Raw genomic sequence first — 22,982 nt, forward strand, 5'->3', positions numbered from 1 at the left:
CACCCGGCTCGCAAAGCGACCTCTGCGGAACTGTCACGGGTCCGCCTCGGTACATTGCCGATCGACCTGTATGACTACCTACACGTTGAGCCGCGTCCACGCGTTGGCCGACCGGTTCAACACGATCCACGCGAGTGGCGCGTTACCGACAATCTGCCAAAGCCCGTCCCTGTCACTTCCCCGGAAATCGACGCGTTCGAGGCGTGGTTTGGCGACATCTTCGATCAGCTTTTCGGAGATCGCCCATGAAATGACAGGGAGACAGTGCTTATGAAGACGGCTTCACAACAGCAGCAGTCTACAAAGGGATCGCGGGCAGTCCTCTACCTTCGCGTATCCACGGCCCGCCAGGCCGAGCACGATGTCTCCATTCCCGACCAGAGGCGCCAAGGTGAGGCTTACTGCGTCTCTCGTGGCTATGAGCTGGTCAATACCTTTGTCGAGGCAGGCGCATCGGCCACCAATGACAAGCGTCCAGAGTTCCAGCGCATGATCGAGGAAGGCACATCAAAGCCTTCCCCCTTCGATGTCGTGGTCGTTCATTCCTTCAGCCGATTCTTCCGCGATCACTTCGAGCTTGAGTTCCATGTCAGGCGGCTCGCCAAGAACGGCGTAAGACTTGTGTCGATTACCCAGGAGATGGGTGACGATCCAATGCATGTCATGATGCGCCAGATCATGGCTCTCTTCGATGAGTACCAGTCGAAAGAGAACGCCAAGCATGTGCTCCGCGCCATGAACGAGAATGCCAGGCAGGGCTTCTGGAATGGGGCGTTGCCTCCGATCGGCTACCGGATCGTTGCGGCAGAGCAGCGCGGATCGAAGACCAAGAAGAAGCTGGAGGTCGATCCGCTGCACGCCGACACCGTCCGATTGATCTACCGCCTCTTTCTTCAGGGCAATGGAATCTCAGGACCAATGGGCGTCAAATCGATCGCCTGCCATCTGAATGAGACCCGGTTGTTCACACGAGACGGCGGTCTCTGGGGACTGGCGCAAATCCACGCCGTCCTAACCCGAACCACCTATATCGGCGAACACCGCTTCAATACGCGCAGCTTCAAGGGCAGGGCAAAGAAGCCGGACGACGAGGTTGTCGTCATGGCGGTGCCGGCAATCATCGAGCGCAAGACCTTCGATGCGGTGCAGGCGCGTCTCAAATCTCGCCATCCAATGGTGACGCCACCCAGGGTCACCACCAGTCCCGTTCTCCTTACCGGTATCTGCTTTTGCGCAAAGTGCGGAGGAGCCATGACGCTCAGGACCGGCAAAGGCTGCACTGGCACTATGTATCGTTACTACACCTGCTCGACACGCGCCCGCCAGGGCAAGGCCGGTTGCCAGGGCAAATCGATCCCCATGGCCTTTCTGGACGACCTGGTTGCCAATCATCTGGAGAAGCGGCTTCTCAAGCCAGAACGGCTCACCACCATTCTTGAGGCTGTCCTGGGCCGGAGGCAGGAACGCACTGAGCGCCGCCGCGAGCACCTGGGCGAACTGAAGCGGAAGATCACCGAGACCGACCAGCGCCTCAATCGGCTCTATGACGCCATTGAGGCTGGCGTCATAGACATCAACGATCCTGCTCTCAAGGATCGCATGGCGGGTCTCAAAGCCATCAAGGAACAAGCCACGACAGATGCCGAGCGCATCGAGGCTTCGCTCGACAGCACCGGCGACCAGCCCATTACTTCCGAAATGGTCACCACATTCGCCCGCGCCGCTCGCGAGCGCATGCACGATCCGCGTGGCGGCTACCGCCGCGATCACCTGCGAGCGTTGGCGCAGCGGATCGAAGTGGCCGAGAAGGAAGTCAGAATCATCGGATCAAAGTCCGAATTGCTCCAAACCCTGGTCGCGGCATCAGGCGAAGAAACGGCGGTGGCGGGAGTTCGCAGTTCTGTACTGAAGTGGCGCACCCGACAAGATTCGAACTTGTGACCTCTGCCTTCGGAGGGCAGCGCTCTATCCAGCTGAGCTACGGGTGCTTCCCGGGGGAAACGAACCGGCCGGTGAGCCAGCCAGCCACGGCTTCTTAGCGGAAGCCGCTGCGGGCTTCAACGGGCAATTGGCGATTGTGCTCCGGCCAGTTGGGTGTTGTCCGACCGATAGGCTGACGGATAGGGCGCTCCCCCTCTCCGTCTCGGCTTCGCCGAGCCACCTCTCCCCCGCCTCTGGCGGGGGCGAGGAACCCAAGCTCCTCATCCCTCCGCCTGCACCTTCGCCGTCTTCCGCCTTACCGCCCGCGCGGTGTGCTTCTGCTTCTTCGCGCTTGCCAGCTCGTGCATGGCATCAAGCTGCATCTGCTGCATCTCGGCCAGGCGCTGCCATTGGCGCGAGATCAGGTAGTCGAGCTTTTCGTGCAGGTGGCGCACTTCCAGCTCGGCCTTCAGGTTCACCCGGTAGTCGTTGAAGGAGCGCAGCCGGTCTTTGGCTTCCTGGCGCTTCTGGCTCATCATGATCACCGGCGCCTGGATGGCGGCGATGCAGGAGAGCAGAAGGTTGAGCAGGATGAACGGGTAGGGATCGAAGGCGTGCGCCAGGCCGGCGATCAGGTTGATGCCGATCCAGACCAGAAGCACGGTACCAAACGAGATCAGGAACCACCAGCTGCCGCCGAACTCGGCCATCGTGTCGGAGACGCGGTCGGCGAAGGAGCGGTGCTCCTCGAACTCCTCTTCCGAGTTCTCCGAGATCGTGTCTTGTCTCGCGATCGATTCAACCACCTGGCGGTCGAGCTCGGAGAACTCGCCGTGCTCCTGCTGCAGCAACTCCTCCATGTAGCGCATGCGGTAGCGGCCGAGCTCCTCGCGGCTGATGCGGGCGCCGCGCGGCAGGTCGGGATGGTCGGAGCGGATGCGGTCGGCGAGGCTGGGCCTGAGGTCGTCGATGCGCACCAGGTCGCGCTTGCGGAATTTCCGGCCGCTGATCGCCGAGGGTTTTTTCTTCGGCTTGATCCTGGCGGCGCCCGGAACATGCGGTTCGGCGTGCGGCTCGGAATCCGGCACTTCCGGCGCTTCGAGGATCTCGTCGGCTCCGTGCTGGGCATCCTCCAACACGGTTTCCGCCTCGAGATATTCGCCGGCGACGTCGTTCTCGTTGTCCGCCTGCTTCTGCGCGGCTGCCTTCGGGTCGCTGGCCATGGTCGGTGCTCCTGTTCGAGGCTTTGCGATACGATACGCCAAGCCGGCGGCATATCCATGGTCAGTGTGAAAAGTGTGTGACGGAACAAGTTCTTGTGATTGGGCGGGCGTTGCTTTCTCCGCCGACCTTCGCGCTGCAATCGCACCTGGCGGCGCAGCCCCCTCTCCGTCTCGGCGCTTCGCGCCGATCCACCTCTCCCCCGCTTTGCGGGGGCGAGGAAACGCCAATCGCCATTGCCGCGCCGTTCGCAATCCTGGGTTCCTCGCCCCCGCCGGAGGCGGGGGAGAGGTGGCTCGGCGAAGCCGAGACGGAGAGGGGAGCGCCGTCGGCAATTTCTCACCACCCTGGAGCAATCGTCTCCGCCGCCTGGCCTTGATCCAGATCAAGCTGGCCCCTGTGGCGGGCCTGATAGGCTGACTATATCGAGATCAGGCCTGAGCGTTCAGGCTCCCGCCACCTGAGCCGCGCGCAGCGGCCCGCAAATGAGGGACCGCCACCATGTACAAGAAAATCCTGATCGCCACCGACGGTTCGGAACTGGCCCAGAAGGGCGTCGCCCACGGGCTGGAGCTGGCCGTGGGCCTTGGCGCCGCCGTCGTCTTCGTCACCGTCTCCGAGCCGTTCCCGACGCTGGCCTGGGGCGGCGCCATGGCCGGCTATGTCGCCGCCGACGAGCTCACCAATTACCAGGAAAGCGCGCGCAAATTTGCCCGCGAGCTGCTCGACAAATGCAAGGCCGAGGCGGATGCGAAGGGCATCGGTTCGAAAACCCTGCACATCGAGAACCGCACCCCCGCCGAGGCGATCCTCGAGGTGGCTACCGCGGAGGCCTGCGACCTGATCGTCATGGCCTCACATGGCCGCCGCGGGCTGGGGCGCCTTGTGCTGGGCAGCCAGACGGCGGAGGTGGTGTCGCTGACGCAGATCCCGGTGCTGGTGGTTCGGTAGGTCCTAGGACGGCGAGGCGCTGGACGTCGAGCGCGCCATACTACTGCGCCGGCAGCAGAGGCGAACTGGGCGACGCCAGATCCGGCGACGGCAGATCCGACGCCGGCTGGCCCGGCAGCGTCGATGCAGGCGTCGCCTGATTCGGCTTGGACAGGCCGGGCAATGCCGAGCCGGGCGGCTGCAGGCCAGGCGGCGGCGAAGCCGGCTGCTGCCCGGAATACATCAGCCTGGGCTGGCCGGCATCGGCTGTCGTCGGCCCCAGGCTTCGCTGGATCAGCGCTTCGACATGGTTGTTGCGCTGGCGCGCGCTGTCGGCGCCCATCACCACCACGATCAGATGCCTGCCGTCGGCATTGTAGGAGGTGACGATGTTGTAGCCGGAGGCACGGATATAGCCGGTCTTGATGCCGTCGACGCCGCGCACGCGCCCCAGCATGTCGTTATGGCCGCGCACCAGCCGGCCGCGGAACATGAAGTCGCTTTCGGAGAAATAGTGGAAGTGCTGCGGAAAGCGCTTTTCCAGCGCCATGCCCAGCACCGCCATGTCGCGGGCCGTGGTCACCTGGCCGTCGTCGGGCAGGCCGCATGCATTGCGGAAATTGGTGGCGGTCATGCCGAGTGCGCGTGCCTTGGCGGTCATCATGGCGGCGAACTGGTCCTCTGAGCCGCCGCCCAGATACTCGCCCACCGCCACCGCCACATCGTTCGCCGACTTCACCACCATGGCGCGGATGGCGGAATCGACGTCGATCGTCTCGCCGTGCCGGAAGCGCAGCTTCGTCGGCGGCTGCGAGGCGGCGTGGTCGGAAACCGGAATCTGCGTCTGCTTGGTGACGCGGCCGGACTCGAGCGCCTCGAACAGCATGTAGAGCGTCATCATTTTGGTCAGCGAGGCGGGATAGCGCTGCGACCTCGAGTTCACCTCGAACAAGGTCTTGCCGGTCGAGGCATCGACCACGATCGCCGCATATTTCTGCGGCTTCGCCGGCACGGCAAGCACGCTTTCAGGCGGCGCGGCCGTGGTGCAGCCGGCGACGAGCAGCAGCAGGGCCATCGCGGCGATGAGTTTCTGAAGGAAAGGGAAGGGACGGGGCAAGACGGTTCTAAAGCTGTTGCTGAGATGCGGCGAAGCTAACGTACCGCATGTGCCGCGTCCAATGGGTTAACGGCGGCAATAAGGCATTTGCCCAGGTTTTCGGGGTGCGCGCTGCCGGCGAAGCGGCCAATCTCCCCCCCTTGCGGCCCGCAAGGGGGGAGATCAGATGTCGCGCAGGCTTTCGCCAATCGCCAGCGTTGCAGGATGTCCCCGCTTTGCCTTCCGCCCCTCCTTTCCGTTAATATGCGCCCGGCTTGGTTTTTGGGGGGATCGGCAATGTCGGAAATCGCCACGGGTACCACCTCGCTTCTGCGGGCATCGCTTAGCCGCACCGGCAAATGGGCGGCGAGCTTCGCCTTTGTCAGCGGCGCGATTGGCGACGTGCTCAACCCGCTCGGACCCTTTGCCGCCTATATCGCGCTCGGCGCCGCCGTCGCGGCGTTGATCATCGCCATCGCCATGGTGCTGCGCCTGGTGCTGGCGGCAAAAGCCATGCCGGCGCTGATCTTCGCCACCAGCGCGGCGGCAATCGCCGGCGGCGTCTACGGCATCCAGCAGCAAACGAATTCGCAGAATGGCGTGATCGCCGGCCTCGTGCCGGCGGTGGCCGAGCTGCAGCAGTCGCTGGGCATCGTCTCGCAGAAAGTGGCGAAGATCGAAAAGACCGTCACAGAGACGCAGAAGACCGTCGAAGCGGTCAAGAAGTCCACCGACACGGTAGCGAAGACGACCGAAGAGATCGCGCTGACGCAGACCAGGCAGACCCAACAGGGCACCGAGACGCAGAAGACCGTGGATGCGGTGAAGCAGACCACCGACACTTTGGCCGCAGGCCAGCAACGGCAGCAGGCGCAGGTGGAAAAGCTGCAGGCGACCACCGAGCAGATCGCCGCTTCTATCGACACCATCGCCAAGGGCTTCGCGCAGCTTGCGGCGCAAGGCGGAACGATCGCCGATCCGAAGCGCCCGGACGAGTTCTATCACAATGCCCGCGTCTACGAGCTGGCCGGCGACATGCTCAACGCCCGCCGTTCCTATCTTGCCTTTGCCGGCTTCGATGTCGATGCGATCGACCCCTATACGCGCTTTGCCACGCTGCTCAGGGTCCAGGACGGCAAGGCGAGCGCCCGCGAAGTGTTCGGCCAGCTCGCCGAAAAGGCCAAGGCGCCCTCGCTCAAGCTCGTCCATCTGTTGCAGTTCGACGACGCGCAGCGGCTCGACAAGCTGAACGCCTTCATCGCCGCCAACCCGGATTACGCGCCGGCTTACTTTCTCCTGGCGCAGGAATTTTCGGAAGACCGCCTGGGCAGCCAGACGCTGGCCGACAAGCGCAGCGAGGCGACCGCGCTGACCAAATTCGTCTCGTACGAAAAAGACGGCGGCCTGCTCAAATATTTCGTCGATCAGACCCAACTGGCCGACTGGCTCGACCGCAGCCGCACCCGGCTGACGGCATTGGGCGACGTGCTCGACCCGTCGCGCTTCGTGCCGACGCTGACGCCGACGCGCTCCAACGCCGGCTGGTCGATGACGATCTCGCTGCCCGAGCCGGCGACGGCGATTTCCTGGCGGTTCGGCGACAATGGTCCGTTCACCGACACCGGCATGCTGGCGATGAACGACCAGCGCACCGGCAAGCCGATGCCCAATCCGAGCTTCGAATTGCCGGACAGCACCGCGGCGACCAACATCGGCATCAAATATCTCGACATCCGCGGTCGTGAGACCGGCCCGTTCGACATCCGCTTCGATCCAGATTCAGCGCTCCAGCAGGGCAACAAGCAGATCCTCGACCAATTCTGGACCTCATGGATCGCCTTCGACGCAGGCGGCAATCGCGGTTTGGTCTATTTCACCCAGATGCTCTCCTTCCGCTGCGCCATCAGGCAAGTGCATTACAGCCTGAACGGAACCGCGCTCGACAAGGAGATCAAGATGCCGCCCTGCGACGCCAAGGACCCTTATGCAATTCCGTCCGACTACCAGCCCTATTTCGAGGTCAAGGATGACGTGAAATCGATGGCGGTGCAGGTGACCTATACCGATGGCACCAAGTCGCCGGTCAGGGAGTATAAAAGGCAGTAGGGTCGTTTTCAGCGTGGCGCTGTTCCCCTCTCTTGCGATTTTTTATCGCGCGTGAAGCGGCGACTTATCCTTCGTCATTCTAGGGTCTGCGCGCGTCGCTTCGCTCCTTGCTTCGCCCTAGAATGACGAAGGATAGGTTGGCGGGGGCGAAAACGCCTGATGCGAATTGCCTGCCATCACGCTTGCGTATCCGGTGCTGGACAGGCTTTGCTGCCGCGCGAAAGAGATTCGGGGAAGCACTCATGGACACGCTCACCATCACCGCAAAGGGCATCTCCGTCTCGCTCGATCTCGCCGTCGGTCACATCAGTGCCATGGAGATCGAAGCCGAAGGCCGTGCTCTGAAACCGCTGCATCGAGCGCCCTGGGTCGACTCGCCACGCGAGACATTGCCCGCGAATCTTCCCGAAGGCACGGTGCGGCTCTCCGGCGATTTCCTCTGCGCGCCCTTCTCGGCCAGCGACGTCGAGGCCGCACCCCTGCATGGCTGGCCGGCCAACAGCGAATGGGATGTCGTCGAAAGCGCCGCCATTGCCGGCGGCTGGCGGGCCGGTTTCCGGCTGCGCCGCAAGGTGATGGGCGCCACTGTCGACAAGGTCTTCACGCTGCGCGACGGCCATCCTTTCCTCTACCAGGAGCACGTCTTTTCCGGCGGCGCCGGCGCGATTTCCGTCGCCCATCATCCGATGACGGTCATGCAAGGCGGCGGCCGGCTGGCCTTCTCGCCGAAACGCATGGCCGTCACGCCGCCGGTGCCGCCGGAGCCCGATCCGGCCCGCGGCCGCTTCATGCTGGCCTATCCGGCTCGCGCCGCCGACCTCACAAAGTTCCCGCTCGCCGCCGGCGGCACAACCGACCTCACCGACTACCGCATGGAAGACAGGCGCGAGGATTTCATCACCCTGGTCGAGGCGGACCACGGCGGTCCGGGCTGGTCGGCGATTGCCCGCCGCGCCGAGCAGGATCTGGTTCTGGTGCTGAAGAACCCGGCCGAGCTGCCGGTCACCATGCTGTGGTTCTCGAATGGTGGCCGCGACTACGCGCCCTGGAGCGGCCGTCACGTCGGCGTGCTCGGCATCGAGGACGGCCGCACGGCCGTCGGCCACGCCGCTTCGCTCGGCGACAACTGGTTGAAGCATGAAGGCGTGGCCACAGTCTTTGCACTCGCCGAGGGGCGGTCGGTGTCGTTTCGTCATGTCATCGGTGGGGTTCCGTCCGCGGACGTGGAGCCGCCGAGCGGCTTGGAATCGGCGCCTGACCGCCTGCGTGTCCTCGCTGCCGGCGGGGCAGCGCGGGAGGTGCCGTTCGACGGCGGGTTCCTGCGCATCGGCCGCTCGGTTCCTGCGTAGTTGGGGCAGTGCGTCTAGAAATTCGTCATTCCGGGCGGGCCTCTAAGGAAGGACGGTTACGTTGCTCTGCGACGCCGAGTTCCGTCACACCCCCCTCTGGCCTGCCGGCCATCTCCCGCAAGGGGGGAGATTAGACGTCGCCACCGCTTTCGCCAATCGCCTGCGTTGAAGGAAGAGCGCGGTCGACGGAACCGCCAATCTCCCCCCTTCCGGCAGGACAGAGGGGGGTGCAGTCCCGCCGGCGTTTTGGATTTCTGCATGAACCGGCAGCATGCGACTGCCAGGCTGCAGTCTAAACGACGTCCTAAGGTTTGAATTTTCCGCCGACACCCGCCAAGATGTCGGCTGAACCGCAGCCGGAAAGCCGCCGATGTCCGAGATCGCCCATATCACAGCCGCCATCTTCAAGCGCGCCGGCGGAGCCAGGCGCTTCGTTGTCGCCATCGCCGGTCCGCCCGGCTCCGGCAAGTCGACACTGTCAGCTGCATTGCATGAACTGCTGCCGGAAGGCACATCCGAGGTCGTACCGATGGACGGCTTTCATTATGACGACATCATTCTCAACCGCCGCGGCCTGCGCCCCCGCAAGGGCGCGCCGGAAACGTTCGATTTCGCCGGTTTCGAGACGCTCTTGAAGCGCATCCGCTCCGGCGAACCCGATATCGCGATTCCCGTGTTCGACCGCAGCATGGAACTGTCGCGCGCGGCGGCCGAAATCGTCGGCACCGACACCAAGTTCATCCTGGTCGAGGGCAACTATCTGCTGCTCGACGAGGAGCCGTGGTCGCGGCTGGCGCCTTTGTTCGATTTCACCATCTTCGTCGACGTGCCGCGGGCCGAGCTCGAAAGCCGCCTGATGGAGCGCTGGCGCGAACATGGCAAGTCCGACGAGGACGCCCGCGCATGGATCGCCTCCAACGACATGCCCAACATCGAGCGGGTGCTGGCGCGGCGCCGGCCTGCCGACATGGTCGTTGGTTCCTTGGTTATTGGTTAACCTGCTCAATTTTCAATAGTTTTGGGCGGGAACCTTAAGGTTTTCGCGCCGTTATGACCCTATCCCGAATTGTCCGGCGCCGGAGCAATTCCAGGAAGGCGGTGGACGCTTTCCCTCCGAAACTGCGACCGAGAATGCAGGAGCCGTCAGATGGCAACGAACAGCAGAAAAACCGCGCCCAAAAAGGCCAGGGCCAGCCAATCCAGGACGACGCAAGCCCAAGCCGGCGCCGCGGCGGCCGAACGATCGAAGGAAGCCAAGCCGACCTTCGGTAAGGCAGCGCCGAAGAAAGTGACGCCCGGCGCGGCCCACAAGGTCGCGGCCAAGAGCGCGAAACATGCCAAGTCGCCGGCAAGCAAATCGGGGCCGATCCGCACCGTGGCCAGCGTCGCCACAGGAGCAGTCGTCGCCACCGCGCGGCTCGCGGCTTCCGTGTTCGGTCGCGGTGATGCCAAGGCCAAGGCGAAGTAGCCCCTTTACGCGATTCCGGACGGCGAAGTCGCCGAGCCGGACCTTCGCGATTGGCCACCACGACAGCACGGTCGTCATTCTAGGACGGAGCAAGGAGCGAAGCGACGCGCGCAGACCCTAGAATCCATGCCGTGACGCTAAGGCGTTGCTGCGGTTACAGAATTCTGCACCGTTGCACTCTACGGCAAGGGCCACGGCATGGATACTCGGGTCAAGCCCGAGTATGACGACGACACGGGGGTTTCGGCTAATCTCCAACGCAGGCGCTAGCCGCGCCCGCTTAGCCACCGCCATCTTCAGCCAAAGCGCCTTTTCCGAGCGTCGAACCAGCCCGGCATGGGCCGCGCGATCAACCTCGGTCAAGCGCGCCCGCAGGGCTTTTTTTGTTGCGCCCACCGCTGCACGTTTCCCGAAGCTACTTCAGCCCTTCGCCGGGATGGTCAGGCCCCTCTTCACCGCAGGCCGTGCCAGGCCGCGCTCCAGCCATTCGGCAACGGTCGGGAAATCGTCGAAACCGACCAGGTCGCGTGCTTCGTAGAAGCCGATCAGGTTGCGCACCCAGCCCAGCATCGACACATCGGCGATGGTATAGTCGTCCATGATCCACTTGCGGCCCTTCAGGCGCGTTTCCATGACGCCGATCAGCCGCCGCGACTCGTCGCGGTAACGCTCCAGCGGCCGCTTGTCGGCAATCTCGCGCCCGGCGAATTTGTGGAAGAAGCCGACCTGCCCGAAGATCGGGCCGATCGCCGCCATCTGGAAGAACACCCACTGGATCGCCTCGTAGCGGCGCGCCGGATCGGCGGGAATGAGCTTGCCGGTCTTGTCGGCCAGGTAGAGCAGGATGGCGCCGGACTCGAACAGGCCGATCGGCTTGCCGCCCGGGCCGTCCGGATCGATGATCGCCGGTATCTTGCCGTTCGGGTTGAGCGACAGGAATTCCGGCGTCCAGCTCTCATTCTTGCCGATATCGACATAATGCGGCTCATAGGGAAGGCCGATCTCCTCCAGCGCGATCGAGACCTTCACGCCATTGGGCGTCGTGGCGGAATAAAGCTGCAGGCGCTCGGGGTGCTTGGCCGGCCAGCGCTTGGCGATCGGAAAGGCGGACAGGTCGGTCATCGCAAACTCCGGATGCGGATTGGCGCGGGGCGGCGCTTTTTGGCGGGTGAAGGAGAATTAGGATCCCGGCCGGCCGGGATCAATACACCGGCAAGCGGCTTGGCACGGATACACAGTCAACCAGTGGGCCGCGGTCAAACCGTCTTGAAGGCCAGCACTGCATTGGTTCCGCCGAAGGCGAAACTGTTGCTGAGCGCCGCGCGCACCTTGCGCTCGCGCGCCGTGTTCGGCGTCACGTCGAGATCGCATTCCGGGTCCGGCTCGCGGTAATTGGCGGTCGGCGGCACGATGCCGTCGCGGATCGCCATCACGCAGGCGATCATCTCCAGCCCGCCGGAAGCGCCGAGGCAATGCGCATGCATCGACTTGGTCGAGGACACCGAAAGCGAACGGGCATGCTCGCCGAAGACGCGCTTGATCGCCGCGGTCTCGATCTGATCATTAGCCTTGGTGCCGGTGCCGTGCGCGTTGAGGTAGTCGACATCTTCCGGATTGAGCCCGGCATCCGCGAGGCAAAAACGCATTGCCGCTTCCGGTCCCTCGATGGTCGGCGCGACGATGTCGGAGGCATCGGCCGAAAGCCCGACACCGGCGATCTCGGCCAGAATCGTGGCGCCGCGCGCCATCGCGTGATCGTAGCTTTCGAGCACCGCCATGCCGGCGCCTTCGCCGAGCACCAGGCCGGCGCGATCGGCCGAGAACGGCCGGCACGTATCGGGCGAAAGCACCCGGAGCGCCTCCCAGCCCTTCAGCACGCCCCACACCAGCGGCGCTTCGGTGCCGCCGGCGACCATCACGTCGGCGCGGCCGAGCCTGATCTGGTCGACCGCCGAGGAGATCGCATGGTTGGCCGACGAGCAGGCCGAGGTGGCGCCGAAAACAGGGCCACGCAACCCAAGATTCATGCTGACCTGGCCGGCGGCGGCGCCTGGCATCACTTTCGGCACGGTGAAGATGGCGGCGCGGTTGCGCCCTTCGAGCAGGATGGCGCGGTAATTCTCCTCGATCGTCTCGAAGCCCGCGACGCCGACGCCGACGACTGCGCCCATCCGGTAGGTGTTGTCGGCATGCGCGGTCAGGCCCGATTGTCGCATCGCTTCCCGCGCCGCGATCACCGCCAGCAGGCTGAAGCGGTCCATCGACACCACTTGTTTGCGGTCGATGCCATGGTCCGGCAATTGCTTGATTTCGCAGCCGGTCTTGACCTTGAGGTCATGCAGCGACGGATTGTCGATAGGGCCGATGGCCGAGCGGCCGGCGCGCATGGCGTCCCATATCGCCGCCGCATCGTTGCCGAGCCCGCAAATCCCGCCAATACCGGTGATGACGACGCGTTTTTGCATGCAGTCAGGCTTTTTTCGCGATCAGTTCGCGAACCGCCTCGACCATGTCGCCGACGTTCTTGAGGTTGCTCCAGGCATCGACCGTGTTCATCTCGATCTCGATGCCGTACTTTTCCTCGAGATCGAAGATGATCTCGGTCAGCTCCAGCGAATGGATGCCGAGCGTGCCGAGATCGGTGCTGGCGGTGATTTCCTCGCCGCCGGTATCGGCATGCGCCTTGATCTTTTCGATGATCTCGGTCGTCAGCTGGTCAGCCATTCGGTTCCTTCCCTGTCGTTGCCCGACGCCAACTGATCAGCGCCTCTTTTTTTGATCCCCGGACCCAACAAACGCCGTTGCCCTTACCTCGCCAGGCACCGCGCGACCGCTCCAAGGTGGCTTCCCTCTATAGAAACCGAAACGATGTCAAGCAACAAGCGATATCGACAAAGCCGCCGGAGTGCTTAACCTGGGATCATGGACATGATCGGCAACACTTTGACATCCCAGCCTGCCTCGCCTTTGGCCGCCGCTCCTTTGCCTGCCGCGCAACGCGTTGCCGGCCTGGGCAGGCTTTTCTGCGGCAAGAGCGGCGGCCAGACGCGCCTGCGGCGGCTCTATCAGGACGGATCGGCCAAGATCCGCCTGCCGGCGGTGCAAGGCGATCCGCTCGAGGCGGTGCTGATCAACACCGCCGGCGGGCTGACCGGCGGTGATCGCCTCGGCTGGACGGTCGAGGTCGGCGCCGACGCCTCCGCCGCCGTCACCACCCAGGCCTGCGAGAAGGTCTATCGTGCCGCCGCCGACAGGGCCGAGACAAGCGTCAACCTGCGGGTCGGTCCGGGCGGCCGCATCGCCTGGCTGCCGCAGGAAACCATCGTTTTCGACCGGGCCGCCTTCGTCCGCACGCTGGATGTCGAGCTTGGCGACGATGCCGAGGCATTGATGCTCGAAGCCACGCTGTTCGGCCGGCTGGCGATGGGCGAGCGGACAACCAACGGCAGTTTCCATGACCGCTGGCGGGTCCGCCAGGGCGGCGCGCTGATCCATGCGGAGGATTTTCGGCTCGGCCCGGACATCGCCGCAACGCTCCAGCGGCCGGCGGCGACCGGCGGCGCGCTTGCCGTCGCCACATTGCTGCTGGTGTCGCCGCAGGCCGAAAGTCTGCTGGAGCCCGCCCGCGCCATCATCGGCGACCCCGCCATCGGTGGTTGGGGCGGCGCCAGTTTCTGGCGCGTCGGCCGATCTGGCAAGCTTCTTGCGAGGCTCTGTGCCGGCGACGGCTACCAGCTCCGCAAGCGGCTGGTTCCGCTCGTTGAACTGCTCAATGGGCGGGCGGGACTGCCTAAATTGTGGTCACTCTGATTTCGATTGCCGGGAAGTTGCATGAACCTGACGCCGCGTGAAAAAGACAAGCTGCTGATCGCCATGGCGGCGATGGTGGCGCGCAAGCGGCTGGAGCGCGGCGTCAAGCTCAACCATCCCGAAGCCATCGCCTTGATCACCGACTTCGTCGTCGAAGGCGCGCGCGACGGCCGCCCGGTCGCGGAACTGATGGAGGCGGGCGCGCATGTCGTCACCCGCGCCCAGGTCATGGACGGCATCGCCGAGATGATCCACGACGTCCAGGTCGAGGCGACATTTCCCGACGGCACCAAGCTGGTGACCGTGCATGAACCGATCCGGTGAGGAGGAAGACAGATGCTGGAGCTCAGGCCGAATTGCGAATGCTGCGACAAGGATCTGCCGCCGGAAGCGACCGATGCGCTGATCTGCACCTTCGAATGCACCTTCTGCGCCGACTGCGTGGACAATGTGCTGGGTGGCGTCTGCCCCAATTGCGGCGGCAATTTCGCGCCACGGCCGATCCGGCCGGCGGCCAAGCTGACGAAATATCCGCCGTCGACCAGGCGCGTGCTCAAGGCCGAAGGCTGCGGTCCGCGCAAGGCCGCTTGACCGGCTCAATTGGAAGGGCAGAAAGATGATCCCCGCTTCGACGAAACGTAGCACGCTTGCCATGATCCTTTTCCTGGCAGCCGCCATGCCGGCCTATGCCCATGTCGGCATCGCCACGACCTCGTCCTTCGCCGCCGGTTTCGCGCACCCGCTGTCCGGTCTCGACCACATGACGGTCATGATCGCCGTCGGCCTTTGGGCGGCGCTGAAGGGCGGCAAGGCTATCTGGGCCTGGCCGCTGGCCTTTGTCGGCGTGATGCTGGCCGGCGGCGCGCTCGGCATGCTGCATGTGCCGATGCCTTTCGTCGAGCCCGGCATCCTCGCTTCCGTGGTGACGCTTGGCCTGCTGGTGGCGCTGGCGATCGACCTGCCGGTCTCGACCGGGATCGCGGTCATCGGTCTGTTCGCGCTGTTCCATGGTCACGCCCACGGCACGGAAGTGCCCGAAAACGCCGGCGGGCTGGAATACATTGCGGGCTTCGCCGCCGCGACGGCCCTTCTCCATGCCGTGGGCATCGCGGCGGCCTTCAGCCTCGGCATGCGCTTCCGCAGCCTGGCGCGCGCTGCAGGTGCGGCTTGCGCGTCGGCCGGCGTCGGCCTCGCCTTCGGCGTGTTGTGAGGGCGCGATGATCCCCGGCGAAATCATCGCGGCCAAGGGCGAGATCGAGCTCAACAAGGGGCTGCCGACCGTAACGCTCAAGGTCGCCAACAGCGGCGACCGGCCGATCCAGGTCGGCAGCCACTATCATTTCTACGAAACCAATGAGGGCCTGACATTCGACCGCGAGAGGGCGCGCGGCATGCGGCTCGACATCGCCGCCGGCACCGCGATGCGCTTCGAGCCCGGGCAGGAGCGCGACGTCACGCTGGTGCCGCTGGGCGGCAAACGCGAGGTCTATGGCTTCCAGCAAAAGGTGATGGGCAAGCTGTGACGTCCGCCGGCGCGCTCACATCACTTCGGAGGCTTGGCGGCGGCATAGATGACGACCTTCCCCGGATTGTCGAACTCTACGGCGAGCACGTCCTCGGCCTGCACTCGTCGCGAATCGATCGCGTTGAAGAGCAGGGCGTTCGCCTCGATCTCCTGGCGCAATTCGGCGACATCCTCCTGATGCTGCTTCACCTTGTTCTCTATCGCCGGCGGCGGCCCGCCCTCGCTGCGCGCCGCGTCGGTCAGGAACACGATGTCGACCGTATCGAGCTTGGTTGTCTTTCGCACCGTGCCGATGTTGTCGCGGGTGCGGTCGATGGCAGTGATGACCTTTCCGGCCTCCGTCGAGGAAAGCGCCTCTTCCTGCCGGACATCGGAATCGACGATTGCCGCGGCAGGCCTGTCGTTGTCCAGCGGCTGCGCCGCGGGCGCTGCATGCGGCGCGGCCACGAAAAGCGTGGCGGCAACCGCGGAACTCCATCTTTTAAAACGCGGGGCTTTCGCCATCGCTCGCTCCTGACTGAACTCGTGGCGGGGCGACAACAGCGAAACGGTCCTGCTTGGCCGGAGGTTCCCTTCAAAAGCCGGCAGGCGGACCGTGACGCGGCCCGCATTCCCTTCAAAATATGGCAGGCGGACCGCAAGGCGGCCCGCCTGGGCGTGCAATCAGCTCGCCTTCTTGGTGATCAGCGTCAGCGCGCCATTGGGCTGCATGCTTGCAGCGATCACTTGCGCGGAGCTCATGCCCTTGGCTTCGAGCGCGGATTTGACCTTGGGCGTGGCGTCGATCGACTTGCGCAATGTCTGCAGGCCGGCATCGCCGCGCTGCGCCACGATCTGGTTGACCTGCGTCTGCGTGTCCTTGGGCAGTTCGGTGATATCGACGACGTTGACGCTCTGGATAGCGGGCGCCGCGGGCTGGGCTTTCGGCGCGGCGGGCGCGGTCGGCGCGGGACTGGGCTGCGGCGTCGGCTGCTGCTGGGCATTGGCAGTGCCCGCCATCAACGTGGTGGCGGTTGCGGCGAGAAGAATCGCTTTGAGCATGGATATTCCTTCCATCGGTTTGGCAAACGGTCGTTCTGGGCTGACCGGGGCACCTCAACCGCCAAATGGGAGCGCAAGGTGTCGCCGAGCGGGTCATTGCGTGACCATTGGGTGGCGACAATGTGCACCTCGCGTTCATTCAACCTGAATTTCGGGAGCAATCGCTGATGGCCAGGATAAGCCGTGCCGCCTATGCGCAGATGTATGGACCGACGGTCGGCGACAAGGTGCGGCTTGCCGACACCGAGCTCTTCATCGAGGTGGAGAAGGATCTCACCGTATACGGCGAGGAAGTAAAATTCGGGGGCGGCAAGGTCATCCGCGACGGCATGGGCCAAAGCCAGGTGACGCGGGCCGGCGGCGCGGTCGATACCGTCATCACCAATGCGCTGGTCGTCGATGCGCTCACCGGCATCGTCAAGGCCGATATCGGCCTGAAGGATGGCCGCATCGCCGCGGTCGGCAAGGCCGGCAATCCGGACACGCAGGCCGGCGTCACCATCATCATCGGCCCCGGCACCGAGATCATCGCCGGCGAAGGCAAGATCCTGACGGCCGGCGGATTCGACGCGCATATCCATTTCATCTGCCCGCAGCAGATCGAGGAAGCGCTGATGAGCGGGGTCACCACCATGCTTGGCGGCGGCACGGGCCCGGCGCATGGCACTTTGGCCACCACCTGCACGCCCGGGCCCTGGCACATGGCGCGCATGATCCAGTCCTTCGACGCGTTCCCGATGAATATCGGCCTGTCGGGCAAGGGAAATGCCTCAAAGCCGGCGGCGCTGGAAGAGATGGTGCTGGCCGGCGCCTGCTCGCTGAAATTGCATGAGGACTGGGGCACGACCCCGGCCGCCATCGACTGCTGCCTGTCGGTCGCCGACGATCACGACGTGCAGGTGATGATCCACACCGACACGCTGAATGAATCGGGCTTCGTCGAGAACACGGTGGCGGCCATCAAGGGCCGCACCATCCATGCCTTTCACACCGAGGGCGCCGGCGGCGGCCACGCGCCCGACATCATCAAGGTCTGCGGCCTGCCCAACGTCATCCCTTCCTCGACCAACCCGACCCGGCCATACACGGTCAACACGCTCGCCGAGCATCTCGATATGCTGATGGTCTGCCACCATCTGTCGCCGTCGATCCCGGAGGACATCGCCTTTGCCGAAAGCCGCATCCGCAAGGAGACGATCGCCGCCGAGGACATACTGCACGACATCGGCGCCTTCTCGATCATCTCTTCCGACAGCCAGGCCATGGGCCGCGTCGGCGAGGTGGCGATCCGCTGCTGGCAGACCGCCGACAAGATGAAGCGCCAGCGCGGCGCGCTGCCTGACGAGACCGGCGACAACGACAATTTCCGCGTCCGCCGCTACATTGCCAAATACACCATCAATCCGGCCATCGCGCATGGCCTGTCGAAGGAGATCGGTTCGATCACCGTCGGCAAGCGCGCCGATGTCGTGCTGTGGAATCCGGCCTTCTTCGGCGTCAAGCCGGAGATGGTGCTTGTCGGTGGCTCGATCGCGGCAGCACCCATGGGCGACCCGAACGCCTCGATCCCGACGCCGCAGCCGATGCACTACCGGCCGATGTTCGGCGCCTATGGCAAGGCGCTGACCAACACCTCGGTGACCTTCGTCTCGAAGGCCGCCTTCGACGCCGGCCTGCAGGGCAGGCTGGGCGTCGACAAGGCGATGATCGCGGTCGAGAACACGCGCGGCGGCATCGGCAAGCATTCGATGGTGCTCAACGACGCCACGCCACATGTCGAGGTCGATCCCGAAACCTACGAAGTGCGCGCCGACGGCGAGCTCTTGACCTGCGAGCCCGCGACCGTGCTGCCGATGGCGCAACGGTATTTCCTGTTTTGACAGGCGGCTGATCGGCGAATGGGCAAATATCGTTGCGGCTCGCGCGCACAGACCGCAATATGCGGCAAAGCAGCAGCCGCATTGTGATTACGCATGCCCACCGAAATCGCCTCCCCGCATGACATCTTTCCGCATATCCGCATCGTCATGGGCATGGTGATCGGCCTCGGCGTCACGCGGCTGCTTTCGGGAACTGCCCGCATCGTCCAGCATCCCGGCCAGTACCGGCTCTACGCAGTGCATCTCGCCTGGGTCGCCTCGGTGCTGTTGATGCTGGTGCATTTCTGGTGGTGGGAGTTCGGCCTCTACGCCATCGAGAACTGGACCTTCGGCAAATATCTTTTCATCATCTTCTACGCCATCACGCTGTTCCTGCTTTGCGCGCTGCTGTTTCCGGATTCGATGCTCGACTACACCAGCTACGAGGATTATTTTTACTCGCGCCGCGCCTGGTTCTTCGGGCTGCTGGCGGCTACCTATCTGCTCGACGTGATCGACACGCTGCTCAAGGGCCCGGAGCATTTCGCCCGCTTCGGCAATGAATATCTGTTCCGCACACCGGTCTTCGTCGCGCTTTGCCTGGTGGCGATCCTGGTACGCGACCGCCGTTTCCACGTCGCTTTCGTCGCGGCCGCGCTTGTCTACCAGGTATCATTCATCCTGCGGCTCTTCGACACCATCGTCTGAGCGGCATTGGGCTGATGCGGGCGATGGTCTAAGGTTTCGGAAAGCAAGGTTAAGCATGTACAAGGCCGTCGGATCGCGCGGATCCCGGGTCAGCCGGGTGCTCTGGATGCTCGAGGAGCTCGGGCAGCCCTACGAATTCGTCGAGGTGAAGCTGCGCTCGCCGGAGGCCTATGCACTCAACCCCTCCGGCAAGGTGCCGATCCTGATCGACGGCGAGCTCAAGGTCACGGATTCAGCGGCGATCTGCGTCTATCTGGCCGATAAGCACGCCTATAAGGGCATGGGCGCCAATCCGGGTCTCGCCGGCCGCGCCGAGATGGATTCCTGGATGCATTTCGCCCAAAGCGAACTGGAAGCGCCGCTGTGGAACAAGCTGCGCCACCGCTTCCTGCTGCCCAAGGACGTGCGGGTCGATGTCGGCCCGGCCGCGGCCTATGATTTCGCGTCCGAAATAACGGCGCTGGAACGGCGGCTTGGCGACAAGCCGTTTGCGCTGGGCGACCGCTTCTCGGCCGTCGACGTGCTGCTGGGCGATATTGGCGGCTGGGCGCGCGCCGGCCGTTTTCCGATCGATGCCGAAAGGGTAAATGCCTATTTCGACCGCGTCCTCGGGCGCCCCGCTCGTGCCCGTGCCCAAGCTAATGGCGGAGCCATGAAATGAAACTCAACATCACCACCGATTTCACCAAATTCCCGCGCGCCGTCTCGGTGTTGCCAGCCGGCGAGGCGGGCTCAGCGCCGCCCTACGACAAGGCGGTGATGCCGCATGACGAGCGGCATCTGCGCCGCCGCGCCATCGAGACGGCGGGTGGCGAAAAAGTGCTGGTCGACCTGCCCGAGCCGGTGGCGCTCGGCAATGGCGACCGGCTGGTGCTGGAGGACGGCCGCCAACTCGAGATCGTCGCGGCGCCCGAGGAGGTCTACGACATCCGCGCCCGCGATGCGGTTCATCTGGCCGAGCTCGCCTGGCACATCGGCAACCGTCACCTCGCCGCGGCGATCGAGGCGGAGCGCATCCTTATCTTGCGCGATCACGTCATCAAGGCGATGCTCGAAGGCCTTGGCGCCACGGTGAATGAGGTTTCGCAGCCCTTCAGCCCAGTGCGTGGCGCCTATTCCGGGCATAGCCGCGACCACGGCCATTCGCATGATCACGATCATGACCACCACGGCCATGATCACGATCACCACGATCATGCGCACGACCATCACCACGACCACCACCACCATCATGACTGAGGAGCTTTCCAGCGTCGCGCTGCTGCGGCTGATGGCCTGGCTGTCGCCGTCCTTTCCGGTCGGCGGCTTCTCTTACAGCCACGGCCTCGAACGCGCCGTGCAGGACGGGCTGATCGCGGATCGTGACGATCTCGCCGGCTGGCTGGAGACGCTGGTCGAGATCGGCTCGGGCTGGAACGACGCTGTGCTCTTCGCCGAAAGCTGGCGCCGCGGACGTGACGGCGGCGATCTCAGCGAGGTTGCCGCGCTGGCCGAAGCGCTTGCCGGGTCGCAGGAGCGGCACACGGAAACCATGCTGCAGGGCACAGCCTTCCTCCAGGCGGCGTCGGCCTGGTCGTCTCGAGCGCTGGAGCGCCTGCCGGCCGATTGCCCCTATTGCGTAGCAGTCGGCTCCCTTGCGGGCAGCAGCGGCATCGGCCTTTCGGAGGCGCTCTCCGCCTTCCTCCAGGCTTTCTTCTCCAATCTCCTGCAAGCGGCAATCAGGTTGGGTGTCGTCGGCCAGGTCGACGCCGTCGCATTGCTAGCCGGCTTCGAACCTCTGGCGCTGGCGACCGCATCGCGCGCCGCCACTTCCAGCCTGGACGATCTGGGTGGCGCGGCCTTCATGTCCGACATCACGGCGATGCAGCACGAGACGCAATACTCCAGGCTGTTCCGCTCATGATCGTGCTTGCCGGCATCCTCTCCTTCGTCCTGCTCCTGATCACAACGCTGCATGTCTATTGGGGCATAGGCGGCATCTGGCCGGGCACGGACCAGGCATCCTGCGCCCGCGCCGTGGTCGGCTTCCGCGGTGTCGATGAGATGCCGTCGTCATTCGCGAGTTTTGCCGTCGCGGCCTGCCTCGCGCTCGCGACGCTCTGGCCGCTGGCGCTCGCGGGCGTCTTTGCCACGCCCTTTCCACGGGAAGGTCTGGCTGCCACGGCTTTGATGATCGGCTTCGTCTTCCTCGGTCGCGGCGTTGCCGGCTTCACCCCCTGGTGGCGCCGGCTTGCGCCCGAACAGCCTTTCGCGCGGCTTGACCAAAGCCTTTATTCGCCGCTTTGCCTCTTGATCGGGGCAGGCTTCTCAATCCTTGCCATCACGGAGTTTCCGGCATGACATCGAAAAACGGTCCTCTTCGCATCGGCATCGGCGGCCCGGTCGGCTCCGGCAAGACGACGCTTACCGAAAAGCTCTGCAAGGCGCTGCGCGACGATTTCTCGATCGCCGTCGTCACCAACGACATCTACACCAAGGAGGACGCGATGATGCTCGCGCGCCTGCAGGCGCTGCCGGAAGAGCGCATCGTCGGTGTCGAGACCGGCGGCTGTCCGCACACCGCCATCCGCGAGGACGCCTCGATCAATCTGCGCGCCATTGCCGAGCTGAACAAGAAATTCCCCGATCTCGACATCATCTTCATCGAATCCGGCGGCGACAATCTCGCCGCCACCTTCTCGCCTGACCTTGCCGACTTGACCCTCTACGTCATCTCGGTCTGCCAGGGCGAGGAGATCCCGCGCAAGGGCGGCCCGGCCATCACCCGCTCGGATTTCCTCGTCATCAACAAGAGCGATCTGGCCCCCTATGTGAACGTCAACCTCGACGTCATGGAGAGCGATGCCGGCCGCATGCGCGGCAAAAGGCCCTTCGGCTTCACTGATCTGTCGCGCGGCAAGGGCTTGCAGGAAGTGATCGACTTTATCGTCGAGCAGGGCGGCCTGCAGTCGTCGCGCCCGGCGGCTTGATCCGCTGAGCCACCGATTATCGGTTGCTGGCAGCCGCCATGCGCGGCATTCTCGGAAAACAAACCCAAGCGGAGGATTTTCGATGAGCCTTGCCCGCCTGCACAAGGAACCGCTGAGCAACCTGCCCTATTATGAGGAGCGGGTCGATCTCGCCGCCGCCTTCCGCTGGACGGCGCGGCTCAACATGCATGAGGCGGTGGCCAACCATTTCTCGCTGTCCGTCAACGACGAAGGCACGAAGTTCCTGATGAATCCCAACCAGGTGCATTTCTCGCGCATCAAGGCGAGCGACCTGCTGCTGATCGACGCCAACGATCCGGACACGCTGTCCGGCCCCAACGCGCCCGACCCGACCGCCTGGGGCCTGCACGGCGCCATCCACCGCAACGTCCCGCATGCGCGCTGCGCCATGCATGTCCATTCAATCCACGCCACGGTGCTTGCTTCGCTCGCCGATTCGACGCTGCCGCCGGTCGACCAGAACTCGGCCATGTTCTTCAACCGCCATGTCGTCGACGCCAATTATGGCGGCTTGGCCTTCGAGGAAGAGGGCGAGCGCTGCTCGCAGCTTCTCACCGACCCCAAGGTCAAGGTGATGGTCATGGGCAATCACGGCGTGATGGTCATCGGCGACACCGTCGCCGACACCTTCAACCGCATGTTCTATTTCGAACGCGCCGCCGAGACCTACATCAAGGCGCTGTGGACCGGCCGCCCGCTGCGCACCCTCTCCGACGAGATCGCCGAGAAGACCGCGCGCGAAATGGATGATTATCCCGGCCAGGCCGAGCGCCATCTGGCCGAGCTGAAAGCGATCCTCGACGAGGAAGAGCCGGTCTACCGGAATTGATGCTGGACCCCTTCCTTCTTCCCCCGGTTACGCTATGCACACATCTTCTGTGACTGGCGCGACTGATCAGGCCGAGGCTTGATTGCCAGGTGGTTCCCCCAATCCGTCGCTGCTTCGCAGCGCCACCTTT

26 protein-coding genes and 1 tRNA gene are annotated in these 22,982 nt (G+C 64.4%); 19 read left to right on the top strand and 8 right to left on the bottom strand.

Annotated elements, in window-relative coordinates:
- Positions 1-270 precede the first annotated feature (270 nt).
- Entirely contained in the window at positions 271-1,941 is a 1,671-nt protein-coding gene (locus FJ423_RS18315; protein WP_140721882.1) for a recombinase family protein, read from the top strand.
- Here the strand turns inward: FJ423_RS18315 and FJ423_RS18320 are convergent.
- Together FJ423_RS18320 and FJ423_RS18325 are read right to left on the bottom strand one after the other, a co-directional pair.
- A tRNA-Arg gene (locus FJ423_RS18320) sits at positions 1,912-1,988 on the bottom strand. The two genes, FJ423_RS18315 and FJ423_RS18320, sit on opposite strands and share 30 nt — an antisense overlap.
- Before the next feature lie 213 nt (positions 1,989-2,201).
- Positions 2,202-3,143, bottom strand: coding sequence for a DUF1003 domain-containing protein (locus tag FJ423_RS18325; RefSeq protein ID WP_140843661.1), 942 nt, complete (start codon positions 3,141-3,143; stop codon positions 2,202-2,204).
- Positions 3,144-3,642: 499 nt separating this feature from the next.
- Between FJ423_RS18325 and FJ423_RS18330 the strand changes: the two genes are divergently transcribed.
- Positions 3,643-4,092: a universal stress protein gene (locus FJ423_RS18330; RefSeq protein ID WP_140843663.1), complete on the top strand. Its 450-nt coding sequence runs from the start codon at positions 3,643-3,645 to the stop codon at positions 4,090-4,092.
- A gap of 40 nt (positions 4,093-4,132) precedes the next feature.
- Here FJ423_RS18330 and FJ423_RS18335 read toward each other — a convergent pair whose 3' ends face one another.
- Complete coding sequence (locus tag FJ423_RS18335) at positions 4,133-5,146, bottom strand: D-alanyl-D-alanine carboxypeptidase family protein (RefSeq protein ID WP_140843664.1); 1,014 nt, start codon at positions 5,144-5,146, stop codon at positions 4,133-4,135.
- 318 nt (positions 5,147-5,464) lie between these two features.
- On the opposite strand from FJ423_RS18335, the gene FJ423_RS18340 reads away from it, so the two are divergent.
- From FJ423_RS18340 to FJ423_RS18355, 4 genes are all read left to right on the top strand, one after another.
- Entirely contained in the window at positions 5,465-7,273 is a 1,809-nt protein-coding gene (locus tag FJ423_RS18340; protein WP_140843666.1) for a methyl-accepting chemotaxis protein, read from the top strand.
- A gap of 242 nt (positions 7,274-7,515) precedes the next feature.
- Complete coding sequence (locus FJ423_RS18345; RefSeq protein WP_140843668.1) at positions 7,516-8,622, top strand: hypothetical protein; 1,107 nt, start codon at positions 7,516-7,518, stop codon at positions 8,620-8,622.
- Between the two features lie 370 nt (positions 8,623-8,992).
- On the top strand, positions 8,993-9,619 hold the full coding sequence (locus tag FJ423_RS18350; protein ID WP_140843669.1) for a nucleoside triphosphate hydrolase: 627 nt from the start codon (positions 8,993-8,995) through the stop codon (positions 9,617-9,619).
- 150 nt (positions 9,620-9,769) lie between these two features.
- Positions 9,770-10,090: a hypothetical protein gene (locus FJ423_RS18355; RefSeq protein ID WP_140843671.1), complete on the top strand. Its 321-nt coding sequence runs from the start codon at positions 9,770-9,772 to the stop codon at positions 10,088-10,090.
- 420 nt (positions 10,091-10,510) lie between these two features.
- Here the strand turns inward: FJ423_RS18355 and FJ423_RS18360 are convergent, their stop codons facing one another.
- The 3 genes from FJ423_RS18360 to FJ423_RS18370 form a co-directional block, all read right to left on the bottom strand.
- Positions 10,511-11,212 (bottom strand): glutathione S-transferase N-terminal domain-containing protein, encoded by a 702-nt coding sequence (locus FJ423_RS18360; RefSeq protein ID WP_140843673.1) that lies wholly within the window; start codon positions 11,210-11,212, stop codon positions 10,511-10,513.
- Positions 11,213-11,346: 134 nt separating this feature from the next.
- Positions 11,347-12,555, bottom strand: a complete 1,209-nt coding sequence (locus FJ423_RS18365; protein ID WP_140843675.1) for a beta-ketoacyl-[acyl-carrier-protein] synthase family protein — start codon at positions 12,553-12,555, stop codon at positions 11,347-11,349.
- Between the two features lie 4 nt (positions 12,556-12,559).
- Positions 12,560-12,814: an acyl carrier protein gene (locus FJ423_RS18370; protein WP_041003067.1), complete on the bottom strand. Its 255-nt coding sequence runs from the start codon at positions 12,812-12,814 to the stop codon at positions 12,560-12,562.
- 204 nt (positions 12,815-13,018) lie between these two features.
- On the opposite strand from FJ423_RS18370, the gene FJ423_RS18375 reads away from it, so the two are divergent.
- The 5 genes from FJ423_RS18375 to FJ423_RS18395 are packed head-to-tail and all read left to right on the top strand — an operon-like array spanning position 13,019 to position 15,423.
- Positions 13,019-13,900 (top strand): urease accessory protein UreD, encoded by an 882-nt coding sequence (locus FJ423_RS18375; protein WP_246680194.1) that lies wholly within the window; start codon positions 13,019-13,021, stop codon positions 13,898-13,900.
- Positions 13,901-13,921: 21 nt separating this feature from the next.
- Positions 13,922-14,224, top strand: coding sequence for an urease subunit gamma (locus tag FJ423_RS18380; RefSeq protein ID WP_041003069.1), 303 nt, complete (start codon positions 13,922-13,924; stop codon positions 14,222-14,224).
- Positions 14,225-14,236: 12 nt separating this feature from the next.
- Positions 14,237-14,491 carry a DUF1272 domain-containing protein gene (locus FJ423_RS18385; RefSeq protein WP_140756795.1) on the top strand — a complete coding sequence of 85 codons (255 nt, stop codon included), beginning with the start codon at positions 14,237-14,239 and terminating at the stop codon, positions 14,489-14,491.
- Positions 14,492-14,516: 25 nt separating this feature from the next.
- Entirely contained in the window at positions 14,517-15,110 is a 594-nt protein-coding gene (locus FJ423_RS18390; RefSeq protein ID WP_140843679.1) for a HupE/UreJ family protein, read from the top strand.
- Positions 15,111-15,117: 7 nt separating this feature from the next.
- Positions 15,118-15,423 carry an urease subunit beta gene (locus FJ423_RS18395; protein WP_140843681.1) on the top strand — a complete coding sequence of 102 codons (306 nt, stop codon included), beginning with the start codon at positions 15,118-15,120 and terminating at the stop codon, positions 15,421-15,423.
- A gap of 20 nt (positions 15,424-15,443) precedes the next feature.
- Here FJ423_RS18395 and FJ423_RS18400 read toward each other — a convergent pair whose 3' ends face one another.
- Both FJ423_RS18400 and FJ423_RS18405 read right to left on the bottom strand, forming a co-directional pair.
- On the bottom strand, positions 15,444-15,929 hold the full coding sequence (locus FJ423_RS18400; RefSeq protein WP_140843683.1) for a hypothetical protein: 486 nt from the start codon (positions 15,927-15,929) through the stop codon (positions 15,444-15,446).
- A gap of 159 nt (positions 15,930-16,088) precedes the next feature.
- The gene (locus FJ423_RS18405) at positions 16,089-16,466 is read right to left on the bottom strand and encodes a hypothetical protein (RefSeq protein WP_140843685.1); all 378 of its coding nucleotides are present in this window, start codon (positions 16,464-16,466) and stop codon (positions 16,089-16,091) included.
- A gap of 164 nt (positions 16,467-16,630) precedes the next feature.
- On the opposite strand from FJ423_RS18405, the gene ureC reads away from it, so the two are divergent.
- The 8 genes from ureC to FJ423_RS18445 all read left to right on the top strand — a co-directional run bounded on the left by ureC (position 16,631) and on the right by FJ423_RS18445 (position 22,852).
- Positions 16,631-18,346, top strand: a complete 1,716-nt coding sequence (gene ureC / locus FJ423_RS18410; protein WP_181174831.1) for an urease subunit alpha — start codon at positions 16,631-16,633, stop codon at positions 18,344-18,346.
- A gap of 93 nt (positions 18,347-18,439) precedes the next feature.
- Positions 18,440-19,033, top strand: coding sequence for a hypothetical protein (locus FJ423_RS18415; RefSeq protein ID WP_140843689.1), 594 nt, complete (start codon positions 18,440-18,442; stop codon positions 19,031-19,033).
- A 55-nt stretch (positions 19,034-19,088) separates the two neighbouring features.
- Positions 19,089-19,694 (top strand): glutathione S-transferase family protein, encoded by a 606-nt coding sequence (locus FJ423_RS18420; protein ID WP_140843691.1) that lies wholly within the window; start codon positions 19,089-19,091, stop codon positions 19,692-19,694.
- Positions 19,691-20,272, top strand: coding sequence for an urease accessory protein UreE (gene ureE / locus FJ423_RS18425; protein ID WP_140843693.1), 582 nt, complete (start codon positions 19,691-19,693; stop codon positions 20,270-20,272). The genes FJ423_RS18420 and ureE overlap by 4 nt, the downstream gene beginning before the upstream one ends.
- Positions 20,265-20,936, top strand: coding sequence for an urease accessory protein UreF (locus FJ423_RS18430; RefSeq protein WP_140843718.1), 672 nt, complete (start codon positions 20,265-20,267; stop codon positions 20,934-20,936). The genes ureE and FJ423_RS18430 overlap by 8 nt, the downstream gene beginning before the upstream one ends.
- Entirely contained in the window at positions 20,933-21,373 is a 441-nt protein-coding gene (locus tag FJ423_RS18435) for a DUF3995 domain-containing protein (RefSeq protein ID WP_140843695.1), read from the top strand. Before FJ423_RS18430 ends, FJ423_RS18435 begins: the two co-directional genes overlap by 4 nt.
- The gene (gene ureG / locus FJ423_RS18440) at positions 21,370-22,002 is read left to right on the top strand and encodes an urease accessory protein UreG (protein ID WP_140843696.1); all 633 of its coding nucleotides are present in this window, start codon (positions 21,370-21,372) and stop codon (positions 22,000-22,002) included. Before FJ423_RS18435 ends, ureG begins: the two co-directional genes overlap by 4 nt.
- 82 nt (positions 22,003-22,084) lie before the next feature.
- Entirely contained in the window at positions 22,085-22,852 is a 768-nt protein-coding gene (locus FJ423_RS18445; RefSeq protein WP_140628305.1) for a class II aldolase and adducin N-terminal domain-containing protein, read from the top strand.
- Positions 22,853-22,982: the final 130 nt, after the last annotated feature.

It is taken from the genome of Mesorhizobium sp. B2-8-9, assembly GCF_006439475.1.
GTDB lineage: Bacteria > Pseudomonadota > Alphaproteobacteria > Rhizobiales > Rhizobiaceae > Mesorhizobium.